We start from the raw sequence: 16,754 nt of genomic DNA on the forward strand, positions 1-16,754 counted from the left end.
TCATGTTTTGGCCGTGCCATGCGTCTATGGCGACGCTAAAAGAATGATAAAAGGAAAATCATGGGCCAACCGTTTTGTTTTCGTTTTCGGGTGCGCTACAACGAATGCGATGCTCAGCAAGTGGTGTTTAACGCCCGTTATGGCGATTACGTGGATATAGCCATGACTGAATTCATGCGCGCATTGGGGCGGGATTACCGCCAGTTGCTGGCGGCGGGACTGGATAACCAGGTGGTGAAATTGACCACCCAATGGCAGTCGCCGGCACGCTTTGACGACGTACTGGAGGTGTTTGTTTCACTCACCCATATGGGCAACACCTCGTTCTCGTTGCAGGCGGATATCCGCCATGCGGACGATGGCCGGGCGATTGCCCATTCGGAAGCGGTGTATGTGATGATGACCACTGAGCCGTTTGAGAAGACCACGGTGCCGAATGACCTGCGTGAGCGATTGCAGGCCGGTGCGCCAGGGATAGTGATCGACCAGAGCGGCCGTGGTTGAACGCTTAAGTCCCGCAGAGCGGTTTTCTACAATATGCTGGTGGCTTAACCGCCAGAGACGTTAAGCCCCGATCTTGTCTTTGGCGGTACGTACGTGAGGCTAGCGCGGCCAGTGTGTGCTCATGGTTCTCGAACTTGTACCTGGCGGATACCCGGCGTGCTCGTTATTTTTCTTCTATGTGGGCGAGTACGTTGGCGAGGCGGTCAACGAGAATTTTGTTGATACTTTTTTCCAGCACCCTGCCGAGTTCGTCGCTAACGACGGCATCGGCCAGTGGGCGAATGCGGGTAATAAAATCGGCCAGTTTGGGCACGTCTTCGCCTTCGGGAAGGGCCTCGTCGCCGTACTTTTCATCCACCAGATGATGGATGATCATGCCGATAAAACGTTCCGCCAACTTGTCTACTTCTGTGCGCACTAGGCTCACATGGGTGAGCACCGCATCCAGTGGCACCCCCGCTTGGTTGAGCTCTTTGCCCGCGTTGTAGACGCGTGGATAGGGCAGGCGCAGGCGCATGCCTTCGGGGATGATATAGCCGAGTTTGACGGCTTTAGTCATTACTTCCGGTGTGATGTCCTCGCCGAAGTCGTTCAGCAGGTCTTGATAGTCCAAGTAGGAGGGGACGCTGGGGGCCTGCCAAGTGGTGACCGCCACTTCCAATCCAAGGATGTCATTGAGCTCGCGGCCTTGTTCCCAGGCGCTGAGCAGGTCGCGAATATTGTTGAGTGTGTAGCCGCGATCCAGCAGGGCGCCGATGATCTTCAGGCGCGCTAAATGCACATCGGTATAAATACCCGTGCGACCACGCTTTTCCGGGGGCGGCAGAATGTCGCGATCCTGGTAGGCGCGCACGTTACGCACCGTCGAGCCGGCTTCGCGGGCCAGTTCGTCGATGGTAAATTCTTTGTGGTCTCCGGCGTCTGCCGGTGCCTGTTGCTCAGCCGGTTGAGTGTATTTCTTCAGGCTGCGCAAAATAGCTGCGGGGTTACGGTCACGGGATTTCATGCTGGGATGATAGCCCCCTTTTTGCAGCGGGGCCACAACCCGCAGTGGTTGCGATATGCACCGCTGCTTCCCACGGAGGCATGGACGTGCCCAGCTCAGGGGGTGAATTCTACCTGAGCCAGATTGCGGGCCAGGGAGGGCGTGAAGCGTCCCAGCCATTGCATACCCAGAGCTTCTGGGCTGACGGGAACCACCGCGCGGTTTTTCTCTACCGCCTCGACGATGGCCTGAGCGACACGGTCGGGGGTAAAGGCACGACGTTGGTAAAGCTTTTCAGCGTTTTTCTGGCGGCGGCTTTGCTCGTCACCATCGACGCCTACAAAGCGGGTGTTGCGCGTGATTGGAGTATCGATGATGCCCGGGCAAATGGCGCTGACGCCGATGTTGTGTTCGTCCATTTCTGCTCGCAGACACTCGCTGAACATTAACACTGCGCTCTTGCTGGTGGCATAGGCCGGCAACATGCGCGAAGGCATAAAAGCGGCGGCAGACGCTATGTTGACGATATGCCCGGCGCGCGCTTGGTCAATCATCTGGCGGGCGAATAGCCGGCTACCATGAATCACACCCCACAGGTTGACCCCTAGTACCTGCTGCCAATCTTTAACGCTGGTGTCGAGCAACGAGCCGGACAGGCCGATGCCGGCATTGTTGACGACGATATCCGGGGCGCCTAATTCCTTTTCCACCCAAGTCGCCAGCGCTTCCATGGAGCGGGTGTTGCTGACATCGCATTTGCGGCTCAGGGCTTCGCCGCCTTCAGCGGTAATGGTGCGGACGGTGGCGGCTGCCGCTTCGCTGTTGATGTCGGTGCAGACCACTAGAGCGCCACGGCGGGCGAAAGCTAAGGCCGTTTCCCGACCGATACCGGAACCGGCACCGGTGATGATCACCCGTTTACCGCTGTCTGGCCCGGTTGGGCGGCTTGTGCTGACCTTGCTGCGTTGCAACGGCCCGGCGGCAGGCGCGCCTTCGATGTGGTGAATAAATTCTCGAATCCAGTTGGCCGTTACATCCGGGTGCTGCAGGAGTGGGCCCCAGTGGCCACAATCCAGCTCGCGGCGCCAAAGTTGTTCGGTCCATTGTGGGAGATCTTCGAGCATGGCGGGGCGTACATAGTTGTCCTCGCGGGCAACGATTAGCTGTACCGGCACTTTGGTATAACGCTCACGGGGCTTGAGCAGGCAGGGCAGCATGTTGGCGCGGTACAGTTCAATCCCGTGGGTGCCATCCTGCAGTTGGGTGCCGCTAGCTTCACTGTGAAGGTTCTCGCTGCGTCTCAGTACCTGTGGCCAGGCCTTGGCTAGCCCGACTTTCCACAATGCCGGGGCTAACACCGGTAACTGAAAGGCGCCGATGTACCAGGAGTGGGCGAGTTGGTTGAGCACGGCGCCAATTTTTTGCTCGCGCAGCCGGGCATTCATCCATTGCCCCACATGGTCGAGGCAAGGACCGGACAGGGTCGTATAGGACGCGATACGGTGCTCAGCGTTGGGCTCGGTGACCGACTCCCACGTTTGAACGGAGCCCCAGTCGTGCCCCACCAGATGGACTTTTTCATCGGGGCAAACTGCATCCATAACCGCATGCAGGTCGTCACGCAGCTGGGGCAGTTTATAGGCCGCGCGGTTCTTGGGGGTGGAGGAGTTTCCGGCGCCGCGCACATCGTAAGCGACCACTTTAAAATCTAGGCTGAGCCGTTCCGCCACTTTTTCCCAGACATGGCTGGCGTCCGGGTAGCCGTGTACCAGCACCACGGTAGGGCTTTTGTCGGGACTCCAGGTCCGCACGGCCAGGTTTATACCATTACGGCTCACTTTACTGTCGCGCCACTGCACCATCAGGCTACTTCCTCTTGCTTGTCGCTGTTGTTGTGGTTGCTTGTATCTAACAGGTGGGCCGGGGTGGCGGTTAGCCAGCGGGGCCCATGATCATCCACCAGTAGAAATTCACTGCAGGCAACGCTGTAGGTGCCGTCGCTCAGCGTCAGCTGCCATTGCCACAGGCCGGGAATCAATGGCCCTTCTCCGATGCGGTCGCCTTCTGGCGGGTTGCCCGTGAGCGGGGCCAGCCGGTAAACCTGGCGCAGGCCGGGGAAATGCTCGGCGAGCTGCTGTGGGCTGCGCCCTTCATGCAATGCTTGGGGGAGCTGTTCGCGGTAGCTTGCCAAACGGCTGTGCAATGGCGCCAAGGGGGCATTCGCCGTGCCGCTGAGGCTGGCCTTGGCGATGTAGCCAGAGCGAACCGCATCGCAGCGCAGGATATAGCTCATGCCCATACCGTAACGCTGTTTTTTCGGTCTTTTTAGGCCAAACCGACGGCGAGGGGCTGGGCTATAAAAGCGCACCCTCGGCGGACGCGCCGGATCGAGTAATTGATGGGCACGTAGCCAGTCTCGGATCAGTAGCTCGCAATCTTGCTCGGTCATGCCGGGCTGCAAAGAAGAGGCAATGATCTGTAGGCCTCTGTTGGCTTGCTCCAAGGTATCAATATAAGGAGTTAAAGCCCGCGCGTCCGGGCTCCAGAATGCGTCCATTAACGCCTCCGCCGTGTTGTATTAAGCGTTACTGCATGAATAAACCAAACCCGATAGTTACAGTGAATAATGTCATGGTCAACCGAAGAGGTTGGCCCTTCCTCGCTGCGGGTAGCTCGCCTGGGTCAATCCGCAATTGATAAATCACGTAATTCTTTGCCGTGATCTTCACATTTCACTCGGCTTTGATTGTTAGGGTGTGCGCCTGAAGGATCCTCTAATTAATGTTTTTTGCTCGGTGTTAGCCGAGATAAGGAGATCACTGTGAGCCACCACCCCCAGTTTTTGCGGGGCCTGACAGCCTGTCTTTTTCTTATTCTTCTGCTATTTACGGCCGCGGCGCCTGCGCAGGAGTCCGTCCCGCAGACTCATCAATATGGTGAACTGGCGGACTTGCTGGAAAATGATGCCAGTCGCCAGCTGCTGATTGACCAGCTGCGCGATTTACAGGGAGGTACGGTATCAGAACCTCTCGGCGTGGAAGGTGAAGTGGCTAGCGCAGAGCTGGCCCAAAAGGCACCCAGTGGGCAAACCGCAGAACAGATGTCACTGGCCCGGCGGATGGCATCTGTCACCGGGAATTTGACGGGGGATATGGGTCGGCAGTTTGTGGCGTTAGGCGCCTTGGTTACGGGATGGTTTGGCGCCGACGCTGAACCTGATGATGCGCCAGCAGCTTCCTCATCGCTGGATATGAAAACGGCGAGCGCGGCGCTATTGAATCTGGTGATTTTGGCGGTTGTCACTTTCGTCGTGTTTTGGGCATTACGGGCACTGGCCAGCTCGATCTTTGCGCGTCTTAGTCATTGGGCCGGTGCTGGCCCAGCAAAGCTGGCTATTTTACGCACAACGGTGGCAGTGGCGTTAGCCATCCTGGTGGATGGGTTTGTGGTGGTGTTGGCTTATTTGGCCGGTACCTTTGTAGCGCCATTATTGAGCGAACAATTGGGAGCGGATGCCACTCGACTGGCGCTGTTTCTGAATGCGTTTTTACTGGTGGAACTCGCTAAAGCGGGGCTACGGGTGTTCTTCTCCTCCCGCTATAAAGGCCTGCGGTTGTTGCCGGTGGCGGCGGAGCCGGCTCGCTACTGTAATCGGTTTCTTGCCCGTGAGGCTGGGCTGATTGGCTATGGCTTGCTGGTGCTAGTGCCGATGTTGAATTTCAATTTTTCTCCTGTATTGGGTAGCGCTGTTAGCACGGGGGTTATGCTGGTGGCGCTGATTTATGCAGCCACCGTCATTTTGCGCAAACGCACGGTGCTGCGTGATGCGTTGAGGCAACGGGCGAGCGCCAAGACCGGCGTGGTGCGTTTAATGTGGTTGGTGCTGGCGCGTAGCTGGCATTGGTTGGCACTCACGTACGCCTTGCTGGTATTTGCCGTTACGGTACTGAACCCCGAAACCGCCTTGCCCTATGTGGCGCAAGCAACACTGGAAACGCTGTTGTATGTGGGGCTGGGCTTGCTGGGCTCTGTTGCATTAGGGCAATTGATCGGCAAGGAAATACAGCTCCCGGATGGGCTGAAGGCCAGCATGCCGCATCTGCAGGATCGGGTGAACATTTATGTGCCCACTGGGCTGAAAGTGATCCGTGCGCTGATATTGGCGTTGGTGATTGTGGTGTCACTGGACGCTTGGGCCTTGTATGACTTGAGTGCTTGGTATGCCACGGCAGCCGGTGCCCAGGCGGTTTCCGCCCTGGTCGATATCCTGATCATCCTGGCGTTGGCCGCCGCAGTGTGGATTGTGTTGGCTAGCCTGGTGGAACATAAATTCTGCCCTGATGAAAGCAGCACCCCAGCTCAGGCCGCTCGCGGTGAAACCCTGCTCGGGCTGTTCCATACCACGTTGGCCATTACCATCATCATTATGACGGTGATGATTGTGCTTTCTGAAGTCGGTGTGGATATTGCGCCGCTGATTGCCGGTGCCGGGGTGCTCGGCTTGGCTGTTGGTTTCGGCGCCCAGAAGCTGGTTCAGGATGTGATTACTGGGGTGTTTATCCAATTGGAAAATGCCATGAACACGGGTGATTTCGTGGGTGTCGGTGCTCACTCAGGCACCGTGGAACGGGTAGGTATTCGGTCGGTAGCGTTGCGTGATTTGTACGGCACCTACCACATTGTGCCGTTCTCCTCGGTGGATGCGGTGTCTAATTACACCCGTGAATTCGGTAATCATGTGGGTGAATATGGCATTGCTTATCGCGAGAGCATCGACGATGCCATCGTGCAGCTGGAGGCTGCGTTTGAAGCGCTGAAGGAGGGTAAGCACAAGAATGATATTCTGGCCCCGCTGGAAGTGGCTGGGGTGTCGGCCTTGGCGGACAGTTCGGTGAATATCCGTGTGGTGATTAAAACCACGCCGGGCAACCAGTGGGCTGTGGGGCGTGCTTTCAATCGACTAGTGAAGATCTACTTCGACAAAGTCGGCATTGAAATCCCGTTCCCGCACACCACGCTGTATTTCGGTGAAGACCGGGACGGCAGCGCCCCGGCGGCAAACGTTCGCCTCGCTGATGATCGAGTGGTTTCCACCCAAGATGGCAATGGGGGGTAAGTCTCCATACGCCACAAAACGCCGGCTATTGAGCCGGCGTTTTTTTAGTTCACATTCGGGTAAACAAATTCAGTTGTAACGTTATTTCCTTGAATTCAACTTAAAAAAAGGTCGGCAAAAATGCCGACCCTGTAAGTCACCGGAAAGGGGAGAGCTCGGTGAAGTAAAACGGTTATGCCGCGTCCTGGAGACGGTCGCCAAGCAGGGCTTTGAAGTTTTTCAGGTGCTCGCGGTTGTCGTGGTCCCAGGGGTGAAAGCCGGGTTTGAACCAATCAAGCCAAGGCTTGGTGATATTCAGGAAAACCCCTTTGCGGCCCCAAGTGTGTTTGGCCACCGCTCGCCAGCCCTTCAGGTCGGTCAGGCCACCCTTGATGCGTACATTGTGTAAATAAAAGGGGGTGAACAGGGTAAAGAACGCGGCGGTAGACAATACCAGAGTGCTGCTGCGCAGGGCGTAGGCGCCAAGATTGCTGTCTTCGCCGATAACGGTACGGTATACATCGAAGGCCACGGCCTTGTGTTCGGTTTCCTCTAGAGCGTGCCAATTCCAGATGGCCTTATAGTCTTCGTCTGAGCCATCCATGATTTCCGGCAGGTCTAGCAGGCCGCCGCCAAGAATGGCCGTCAGGTGTTCCAGAGATACGGTGATGGCTAATTGAAGGGCCTCTGGGCTGTATTGCTGAACCGCACCAAGCAGCTTGGCAACAATGGCCTCTTGGGCATGCAAGGGAACGCCTGCCTGGGCAACGAAGTCATTGTACTCTTCGTGCTCACGGCCATGGATGGCTTCCTGACCGATAAAGGCGGTTACCGCCTTTTTCAGTTCTGGATCGGTAACCTGGTCGCGATAATTGCGGACGCTGTTGATAAAGAAGCGTTCACCGACCGGGAAGAACAGGCTCATGGTGTTGAGGAACTGACTGATATTCAGACCGTCCCGGTGCCAGGTTAGCGCCTTGGCCGGGTTCAGGTTGAATTTTAAATTGCGACGTATAGGCAGAATCGGGGTCGACATTGCGCATTCCTCCGTAACTGTTACATCAGTCAATGATACAATTGATGCGCGTATCATCAAGAACTTTTCACTGGAAAAGGTAGAAAATGGTGAGTAATAAACAGGAAGTTGCGAATCGTTTACTGGATGGATTGATCCGTTACCTGTTGGCACGCCTCTCGTCCAAACAGCTGGATTCGCTGATCGTTGAGGAGCTGGATTACGCCCTTGAGCGTGGAGCGGGTTATTCCCTTAATCAGTGGGTGCAGGCTGAGCAGGTGTTTGCCACGGCGCAGAAGTACGCTGTGAAAATGGATATCAGTGGTGCGATTCCCGAGCTGGTGGGCGATATAGTGGAGCAGCTTTATGACGACGCCATCCAGAGCGAACACCTTGTCGGAGACGTGATTGATGAGGTCGTGGTGACGGCCTTGCTCGATAAGTTTTTGGAGATCCCGTTGTCACGGGAAAGCATGGCGTGGCTGGGGCGCAATCCGGTGTTGCTGGCCTTACTGGCGGGTGGTGCTCAGCTGGGGTTAAAGACGTTGCTGCATCAGGGTTTGCCCGGCCCTTTGCGCAGCCAATTGAGCAAACGGTTGCCGGAACGTTGGTTGGCCAGCCTAGAGATCAGATTGCAGGAGTGGTTACTGCGCCGTACTGAGCAATTGCTGAGCGATCCTTATTTGTATCGGGATGAGAATCTGGATGAACTGCGTGAGTTGGTGAAGGTGGCTTGGCAGGACTTTGGTCAACGCCCGGTGGCAGACTTGAAAGAATTGGTGAGCAGTGAAGATATCCAGGAGCTGTTCGTGATTGTGTTCGATTACTGGCGGGAGCTGCGCCATACGGATTACTTCAATGCCATGTTGGAAGCCGGGGTGCGGGCGTTTTTTGATAAATACGGTGATACCAGCCTGACGGGCTTGCTTGATGAGTTGGGTGTGACCCGCGAGCTGATGCTGGATGATGCCCGCCGCTTCCTGCCGCCAGTGATGGCTAAGCTGCAAGATGAAGGGTTGCTGGAAGAGTGGCTGCGTCGTCATCTGGAAGGGTATTTTCAGGCGCAAGAAACCTTGGAAATTCTTAATTAAAAACTGAGATTAGATAACTTGCGGAGCCGCTTGGGTTGGCCCCTGTAAAGGCAAGGCATCAGGCCGCGGCCAAAGCCTGGCGCGGCCTGATGCCTTTACGTTCGTACCCATTGCCACTATCAATTATCCATTGTCTTTCGGTACGCCTGCGTATGCAGTAATTCCAACAACTCGGTTTCTGGTACTGGCCGGCTGATCAGATAGCCTTGGATGCTGTCGCAATGCATGTCTCGCAGAATGCTCAGGTGCTCTTCAGTTTCTACTCCTTCAGCGATGACATTCATTTTCAGGCTGTGGGCCATGTCGATAATGGCACGGGTGATCGCAGCGTCGTCCGGGCTTTTGTCCAGATCCATGATAAATGAACGATCGATTTTCAGTGTGTCCACCGGGAAGCGTTTCAGGTAGCTCAGTGACGAATAACCGGTGCCAAAATCGTCGAGGGCCAGTTCAATGCCTCGAGTGCGCAGTTGTTGGAGCAGCTCAATGTTTTGCTCCATGTCTTCCATGATGAGACTCTCGGTGAGTTCTAGTTCCAGCAGGTGTGGCGGCAGCTCCGTGGAGGATAGAACCCGATCGACGATTTCTGCCACGTTGCCTTTGCGGAACTGGTGAGCGGATAGATTCACCGAAACACAGATGTCACCGAGGCCCTGTTTGTACCATTTGTATGCCTGACGGCAGGAGCGTTCCAGCACTAATTCGCCGATGGCAGAGATTAGCCCGGTTTCCTCGGCTAGCGGAATAAATTCCGCCGGGGGTAGCAGGCCCATGGTGGGGTGTTGCCAACGTACCAGTGCTTCCACTGAGGTGATGCTATTACTGGCCAAGTCCATTTTCGGTTGGTAATGCACCACAAATTCATTCTTGAAAATAGCTTTGCGCAGGCTGGTTTCCAGGGCCAGTTGTTCCACTGAAGCTACGCGCATATTGCTGCGGTAGAACTGGAAGTTATTGCCGCCGCCACGTTTGGCCTGATACACCGCCATGTCCGACTGATTGATCATGCTTTGGGCTTCTTTGGCGGTCTCCGGGAACAGGCTAATGCCGATGCTGGCGCCCAAAAGCAGCTCGTGGCCATCAATGAGGAACGGCTTTTTAATGGCATTGATCAGTTTCTGGCAATGCTGGCTGATGTTGCTTTCGCCACCATGGTTTTCCAGCAGCAAGGTGAATTCATCGCCGCCGACCCGGGCCAATGATTCTTGTCCGCCGGCATGCTGGGCCATGCGCTCGGCTGCGGCTTTCAGTAGGCGGTCGCCAATCTCATGTCCCAGCGATTCGTTGATGGGCTTGAAACGGTCCAGATCGATCATTAACAGAGCGACCTTTTCGCGATTCAGCCGAGCCAAGGTCAGCGACTTGTGCAGATGCTCGCGGAATTGGGTGCGATTGGCCAGGCCGGTGAGGCGATCATAATTGGAGAGGAACAGAAGCTGTTGTTCGGTTTCTTTGCGGCTGGTCAGGTCGGAGATCATTCCCACATAGCGGATCACCCGTTTCTGTTCGTCGCGCACCGCGCTCATTTGTAGCCATTCGGGGAATGTTTCGCCGTTGCGGCGGCGTTCGTTGATTTCCCCTTCCCAGAAGCCTTTATCATGCAGGGTGGCGGTGATTCCCAAATAGATTTCCCGGTTCGGCTGAGCTTCTTCTTCTTCCAGGATACGGCGGCCGATGAGCAGAGATTCGGAATAGCCGGTGATTTGCTCGAAACGAGCATTCACGGCCAAGAAACGGAACTTGTGGTCCAGAATGAAGATGCCTTCAGGAGCGTTCTCAAAAACGGTAGCGGCTAGCCGTTGTTGTTCTTGAGCTTGGCGATCGTCAGTGATATCGCGGCGGGTGCCGATCATGCGGAGCGCGCGGCCGCTCTTGTTGCGAGATACCACCCGGCCTTCGTCTTCAATCCAGCGCCAGCTGCCGTCCGCGTGACGTAGCCGATAGACCGCATGGTAGCGACTATTTAGACCCTTGAAGTGCGCGACCATGGCGCTGCGAATGCGGGTGAGATCATCCGGGTGAACCAGGGTTTCCAAGTCGCCGAAGAAGTTCTTGAAATAGGCGCTGTCGTATCCCAGCAGGCGGTCGAAATTGGTGTGGTAATTACGCCCGGTATCGAGTATCCAGTCCCACAGCCCGATATTGCTGGCTTCCAGAGCCAGCTCTAGACGTTCGCTGGTCGCCGCCAAGGCGGTGTTGGTTTCGCCTAAGGCGTGAGTGCGTTCCTGCACCATGCTTTCTAGTCGGTCGTTGGTGTCTTGTAGTCGCTGGCGAGCGTCCTTGCGGTCGTAAATTTCTTGAGCCAGTTTTTCGTTGAGGGCTTCGGCGTCGCTGCGCGCGCGGTTCAAGTAATCAATTAGCGAGCGGTTACTGGCCTGTAGGACCATGGCTTGGTGGCCGGTGCGATTGATGCGTTGGGCGGCGACCAAGAAGAATATCCCCAACACAGGCACCAACAGAACCAGTGATAACGGGCTTTGTTGCTGGGTTTCCGCCAGGCGAGCCACGGTCGGGCCGAGCAGCATGATCAAATACAGGAACACGGTGGGGAAATGGCTGCTGTAGGCGGCCAACGCGATAGTGCTCAGGCCCAGCCCTAAGCCGGCGCATATTAACTGTGCGCTTAACATCGGCGGGCTGAACAGGGTGTCCAACGGATTAAATAGATAGCCTGCCAGGCCGATAAATAAAGGTGTGGAGAGGGCCAACCCGGAGAGCAGGCGCCGACAGAGCGGTGTGGCTTGCTGGGCAGCCAGTCGGCGACGGTAATAAATCAGGATAAATAAACGGGTCACCTGCATGACGGCAAGGATGCCTAGCCAAGTCAGTAGTGTGTGCTGTGATATGGACGTGGGCCAGTAAGTCCATACCAGGGTAACGGCGGTTGCACTTTCTAGCAGCAATAGCACAACGATGCCGCTTAGCAGCAACTGACATTGTTCATTGAGCACCCCGTTGAACGGGGCTGCTGGCTGAGCTGATAGAGACTGCAGAGACACCGTAAATGTTTCCTCTGGCTTGAGCGCCGAGTCTTTTTGTTTCCAGTTTACCCACAGGTTGGGGGCGAGGGAAACCGACTTTCTTGGGAGAGTGAAGAGAAGTATCGGGGCAGAGGGAAATTGCCTGCTCCTGCGGGCATCACCGGCGGGGACATTCTGCTAAACTTTCACGCCATGGATGACGTAACTTCCCTTATTGATGGTTTGAACCCGGCCCAGCGCGATGCGGTGGCTGCCGATGACCGACATTTGCTGGTGCTGGCGGGGGCGGGCTCCGGTAAAACTCGGGTGCTGGTGCACCGTATTGCCTGGCAGGTCGCCACCGAGCAGGCCTCGCCGTTCGGCATTCTGGCGGTGACCTTTACTAACAAGGCTGCGGCAGAAATGCGCGGGCGTATTGAGCAACTGCTGGATATGTCCGCTGACGGCATGTGGGTGGGTACTTTTCACGGTATTGCCCATCGTCTGTTACGGGCCCATTGGCAGGAGGCCGGCCTCCCCCAGGGATTCCAGATCATTGATGCGGATGACCAGATTCGGCTGATCAAGCGAATAAGCAAGCAGCTGGGCCTGGATGAACAGCGCTGGCCAGCCCGCCAGGCCACCTGGTTTATTAATAGTCAAAAAGACGAAGGGCTTCGCGCCCGGCATATGGATACCGCTGGTGACCTGTTTGCTCTGACCATGCAGAAGATCTACTTCGCTTACGAAGAAGCCTGCGAGCGGGGCGGGCTGGTGGATTTCAACGAAATGCTGTTGCGGGTGCTGGAGCTGTTCCGCGACAACGACGGCCTCCGCAGCCACTATCAGCGCCGTTTCCGGCATATCCTGGTAGACGAGTTCCAGGATACCAACAGCATTCAATACGCTTGGCTACAGTTGCTGGCGGACGAAAATAATGCGGTCACCATTGTCGGTGACGATGACCAGTCCATTTATGGCTGGCGTGGCGCCAAGATCGAGAACATTCATAAATTCAGCCGTGACTTCCCCGATACTCGTACCATACGCCTGGAGCAGAATTACCGTTCCACCGGCACTATTCTGAAAGCGGCCAACGCGGTGATCGGCCATAACAGTGACCGCCTGGGCAAGGAACTGTGGACCGAGGGCGGCGATGGCGATTTGATCCGCCTCTATTCCGGTTTCAATGAAGTGGATGAAGCGCGCTTTATTGCTGGGCGCATGGATAAGCTATTTCAGGAAGGCACCGCGCGGCGGGAAATGGCGGTGCTGTACCGCTCCAACGCCCAGTCGCGGGTGCTGGAAGAGGCTTTTCTGCAGGCGGGGATTCCCTACCGTATCTATGGCGGGCAACGCTTCTTCGAGCGGGTGGAAATCAAAAATGCACTGGCCTATCTGCGCCTACTCAGCCACCGCCATGCGGATGCCGCCTTCGAGCGAGTGGTGAACACACCCACCCGCGGCATTGGCAACAAGACCCTGGAAACCCTGCGTGAGGTGGCGCGGCAGCGTAACGTGTCCCTGTGGGACGCTGCCCAGGAAGTCGTTAGTGAGCAGTTGCTTACCGCTCGAGCCATTAATGCGTTGGCGGTGTTCCTGAATCTAATCGCCCAGCTGGAGCAGCAGTGCGATGGGTTGTCGTTGGCGGAAACTACCGAGCATGTGATTGAAGCCAGTGGGTTGCTGGAATTTCATGGCAAGGAAAAGGGCGAGAAGGGCCAGCAGCGGCTGGAAAACCTGCGCGAACTGCTTTCCGCCACCCGGGAATTCGGTGATGAGGATGAGGACTCCGAACTCGATAGCCTCACCGCATTTCTTGATCATGCGGCGCTGGAATCCGGGGAGGGGCAGGCTGACGCCCACGAGGACGCGGTGCAGATGATGACTCTGCACTCCGCCAAGGGGCTGGAATTTCCGGTGGTCTTTATTACCGGCATGGAAGAAGGCTTGTTCCCCCACAAGATGTCCAGCGAGGAGCCGGGTCGGTTGGCAGAAGAGCGCCGCCTTTGCTACGTGGGCCTGACACGGGCCATGCGCGAGCTGTATTTGACCCATGCGGAAACCCGGCGGTTGTACGGTAACGAAAACTACAATCCTCCCAGCCGCTTTTTGCGAGAAATTCCCGCCGAAACGCTGGAGGAAGTCCGCGCCCGTGCAGGGTTCAGCCGGCCCATGGGCGGTGCGGCCAAACCCATTCGTGAAACCGAGTCTAATGGCATCAGCCTGGGCGCTCGGGTGTTACACCCGAAATTCGGGGAAGGCACGATTTTGCACTTTGAAGGGCAGGGGCCCAATGCGCGCCTGCAAATCAATTTCGATGGCGCGGGCACCAAGTGGCTGGTTAGCCAATACGCTCGGCTGGAAGTGGTATAGGGCTCGATGGCCCGTTTGGTGCTCGCTCCCTGATACCGGCGCTAGAACGAAAGACGGTCTGGCATTGGGTGTTTAGCGCCAAACCGCAAAAAATAAATCGAAAGCGGCAGATGACTGCCGCCCACTATCGGAGGACATCTCATTGGATCGCCGTAAATTTGTTTCTGCTCTGGGTTTGGGGCTGGGAGGCTTGGCGCTGGCCGGTTGTGAGCCGAAAGACTGCCCACCGGTAGACAAGGGGGTGGCGACACCGCCGGAACCTGAGGAGAAAAAACTCAGGCCACAGACCTATGAATGGAAAATGGTTACCACTTGGCCAAAGAACTATCCGGGGCTGGGTGCGGGCGCCAACCGCTTTGCCAAACGGGTGGAAGAAATGTCTGCCGGGCGAATTAAGATCAAGGTTTATGGCGCCAAAGAATTGGTGCCGGCCTTTGAGGTGTTTGACGCGGTACGCCAGGGCAGTGCGGAAATGGGCCATGGGGCGGCCTATTATTGGAAAGGAAAGCATCCTGCCACGCCGTTTTTCACCGCTGTGCCCTTTGGGCTCACAGCCCAGGAAATGAATGGCTGGCTGCACCATGGCGGGGGGCAGGAACTGTGGGATGACTTGTATGCCCAGTTCAATCTTAAGCCTTTTGCCTGTGGTAACACCGGTACGCAAATGGCGGGCTGGTTCAATAAAGAAATCAACAGCATTGAAGACCTGAAAGGGTTGAAGATGCGTATGCCAGGCCTGGCTGGGGAAGTGTTGGGCAAGGTTGGGGCTACACCGGTACAGCTGCCGGGTGCCGAGGTGTTTACCTCACTGCAAACCGGAGCCATTGATGCGGCGGACTGGGTCGGGCCCTACAACGACCTGACCTTTGGCCTGCACCGGGTAGCCGAGTACTACTACTATCCGGGCTGGCAAGAGCCCGGCCCGACGCTGGAGCTGACCATCAACAAAAAGGTGTGGGAAGGCTTGCCCACAGACCTGCAGGCGATTATTCGTTATGCCGCACAGTCCGAAAACCAGGACATGCTGGATGAATACACCGCCCGCAATAACGCTGCCCTGGATGAGCTGGTTAACAAGCACGGCGTTAAACTGCGGCGCCTGCCTGACGATGTGCTCAAGGCGTTGAAGAACGCCAGCGATGAAGTGATTGAGACCCTCGTGGCCGACAACAAAGATGCGCGCAAGGTGTACAATTCCTATCGACGCTTCCGCGATCAGTCCATGAAAAGCATGGCGGTGGCGGAGCAGTCGTATATGAATGTGCGTAGCGAGCGCCTGAAAGGCGGATCAGAGCAGTCTATGGAGCCGCTGTAAGACATTCTTCTGCAGCATATGCCTTGAGCTCACGCGGTGGGCGCTCAGCCAGCCACCGCCGTGGGTTTACTGACTAGCCGCTCCGCCGGGAAATGGCAGGTAAAGGTGCTGCCCTTGCTCAGTTCGCTGGTGATTTCCAGGCGCCCGTTATGGCGAATCATTACGTGCTTAACGATGGCGAGGCCCAGCCCTGTGCCCCCGGTTTCCGTAACACGGCTATTGTCTGGCCGGTAGAAACGTTCGGTTAAGCGCGGGATGTGGGCGGGGTCGATACCGATCCCGTTGTCTGTGACAGAAAAATGCGCGCCACGAGTATCTTGCCACCAACGGATACGGATGGTGCCGTTGGCCGGCGTATATTTCACTGCATTGGTAATCAGGTTGCCGAAGGCGCTTTCCAGTTCAGCCGGATTGGCGATCAACCGTGCGTCGAGAGGAACATCCAGCTCGATCTGGTGGTTCTTGTCGCTGCTTATAGCCAACGCATTTTCTTTCATCCGATTAAGCATGCCATGAACGGGTACCGCCTGACGTACACTGTCAGCTTCCGTTCCTTCTAACCGGGCCAGTAATAACAAATCGGCAACCAGGGCTTCCATGCGGTTGGATTGATTGTCCATTTGCATCAATGCGCGACGCAGACGAGCCTGCTCTTCCGGGAGGGTGTCGAGCAGGGTTTCCAGGTAGCCTTTGAGCACGGTAAGCGGCGTCTTCAATTCATGGCTCACATTGGCCACAAAATCTTTGCGCATTTGTTCCAGGTGATGCAGCCGCGTGACGTCACGGGCGATCAATAATTGTTCGCCGATACCAAACTCGGTTACACGGAACTGCAGGATGCGGTTGTCATTCACCGGTGAAGGGATTTCCAGCGGGTCCTGAAAATCCCCTTTGCTTAGATAACCGGTAAACCGAGGGTGGCGGATCAGGTTCGTCAGTGGCTGGCCCAGGTCTTGGCGCGCATTGAAGCCCATGGCGCGTTCGGCGGCATGGTTCCAATATTCCAGATAACCGTGTTGGTCGATGAGGATGACCACATCGTCAAGGGCGTTCACTGACTGTTGGGCGCGGTGGATGATGCCTTGCAGGTTTTCCTGGGCGCGACGTTCTTTTTGGAACAGGTGCTCAAGGCGGGTATAAAACTCACCCCAGAGGCCGATACTGTCCGGTGGCTCGGTATGATCGTCGCGCACCAGCCAGCTGTACAGGGCGAACAATTGCCGGGTGCTCCAGATAATATAGCCCCCCAGCCCTACCAGCAGTGGCCAGGTGTGGCCCACTGCCAGGGCAGTCAGAGCGGCCAGAGATATCAGGCCGGCAATACGGTTAACTTCCTTGGCCAGGCTGGCTTTCATGCGTATTCCACCGCGCTTACTTCGCTTGTTCGCAGGTTGGCGGGTGTACTCCCGACGA

The 16,754-nt window shown here is 56.5% G+C and carries 11 protein-coding genes; 5 read left to right on the top strand and 6 right to left on the bottom strand.

Translation table 11 applies throughout. From position 1 onward, the window contains the following. Window positions 1-60 precede the first annotated feature (60 nt). The gene (locus tag ABNH10_RS01920; protein ID WP_349384504.1) at window positions 61-504 is read left to right on the top strand and encodes an acyl-CoA thioesterase; all 444 of its coding nucleotides are present in this window, start codon (window positions 61-63) and stop codon (window positions 502-504) included. A 163-nt stretch (window positions 505-667) separates the two neighbouring features. Here the strand turns inward: ABNH10_RS01920 and ABNH10_RS01925 are convergent, their stop codons facing one another. The 3 genes from ABNH10_RS01925 to ABNH10_RS01935 form a co-directional block, all read right to left on the bottom strand. Continuing rightward, window positions 668-1,510 carry a MerR family transcriptional regulator gene (locus ABNH10_RS01925; protein WP_349384505.1) on the bottom strand — a complete coding sequence of 281 codons (843 nt, stop codon included), beginning with the start codon at window positions 1,508-1,510 and terminating at the stop codon, window positions 668-670. 95 nt (window positions 1,511-1,605) lie between these two features. Then, window positions 1,606-3,351 (bottom strand): SDR family oxidoreductase, encoded by a 1,746-nt coding sequence (locus tag ABNH10_RS01930; protein ID WP_349384506.1) that lies wholly within the window; start codon window positions 3,349-3,351, stop codon window positions 1,606-1,608. Continuing rightward, window positions 3,351-4,046 carry a hypothetical protein gene (locus tag ABNH10_RS01935; protein WP_349384507.1) on the bottom strand — a complete coding sequence of 232 codons (696 nt, stop codon included), beginning with the start codon at window positions 4,044-4,046 and terminating at the stop codon, window positions 3,351-3,353. Before ABNH10_RS01935 ends, ABNH10_RS01930 begins: the two co-directional genes overlap by 1 nt. Window positions 4,047-4,310: 264 nt before the next feature. Here ABNH10_RS01935 and ABNH10_RS01940 point away from each other — a divergent pair, with 264 nt between their 5' ends. After that, on the top strand, window positions 4,311-6,605 hold the full coding sequence (locus tag ABNH10_RS01940; protein WP_349384508.1) for a mechanosensitive ion channel domain-containing protein: 2,295 nt from the start codon (window positions 4,311-4,313) through the stop codon (window positions 6,603-6,605). Window positions 6,606-6,777: 172 nt separating this feature from the next. On the opposite strand, the gene ABNH10_RS01945 is transcribed toward ABNH10_RS01940, so the two are convergent. Then, window positions 6,778-7,620 carry a metal-dependent hydrolase gene (locus ABNH10_RS01945; RefSeq protein ID WP_349384509.1) on the bottom strand — a complete coding sequence of 281 codons (843 nt, stop codon included), beginning with the start codon at window positions 7,618-7,620 and terminating at the stop codon, window positions 6,778-6,780. Between the two features lie 86 nt (window positions 7,621-7,706). Here ABNH10_RS01945 and ABNH10_RS01950 point away from each other — a divergent pair, with 86 nt between their 5' ends. Continuing rightward, window positions 7,707-8,690 carry a hypothetical protein gene (locus ABNH10_RS01950; RefSeq protein ID WP_349384510.1) on the top strand — a complete coding sequence of 328 codons (984 nt, stop codon included), beginning with the start codon at window positions 7,707-7,709 and terminating at the stop codon, window positions 8,688-8,690. Window positions 8,691-8,809: 119 nt separating this feature from the next. Here ABNH10_RS01950 and ABNH10_RS01955 read toward each other — a convergent pair whose 3' ends face one another. Further along, the gene (locus ABNH10_RS01955; RefSeq protein ID WP_349384511.1) at window positions 8,810-11,689 is read right to left on the bottom strand and encodes an EAL domain-containing protein; all 2,880 of its coding nucleotides are present in this window, start codon (window positions 11,687-11,689) and stop codon (window positions 8,810-8,812) included. A gap of 174 nt (window positions 11,690-11,863) precedes the next feature. Between ABNH10_RS01955 and uvrD the strand changes: the two genes are divergently transcribed. Continuing rightward, window positions 11,864-14,026: a DNA helicase II gene (gene uvrD, locus ABNH10_RS01960; RefSeq protein WP_349384679.1), complete on the top strand. Its 2,163-nt coding sequence runs from the start codon at window positions 11,864-11,866 to the stop codon at window positions 14,024-14,026. Between the two features lie 142 nt (window positions 14,027-14,168). Beyond that, window positions 14,169-15,341 (top strand): TRAP transporter substrate-binding protein, encoded by a 1,173-nt coding sequence (locus ABNH10_RS01965; RefSeq protein WP_349384512.1) that lies wholly within the window; start codon window positions 14,169-14,171, stop codon window positions 15,339-15,341. A gap of 44 nt (window positions 15,342-15,385) precedes the next feature. On the opposite strand, the gene phoR is transcribed toward ABNH10_RS01965, so the two are convergent. After that, entirely contained in the window at window positions 15,386-16,696 is a 1,311-nt protein-coding gene (gene phoR, locus ABNH10_RS01970) for a phosphate regulon sensor histidine kinase PhoR (protein ID WP_349384513.1), read from the bottom strand. Window positions 16,697-16,754 lie beyond the last annotated feature (58 nt).

The sequence above is a fragment of the Alcanivorax sp. genome (assembly GCF_040119285.1).
Lineage (GTDB): Bacteria > Pseudomonadota > Gammaproteobacteria > Pseudomonadales > Alcanivoracaceae > Alcanivorax.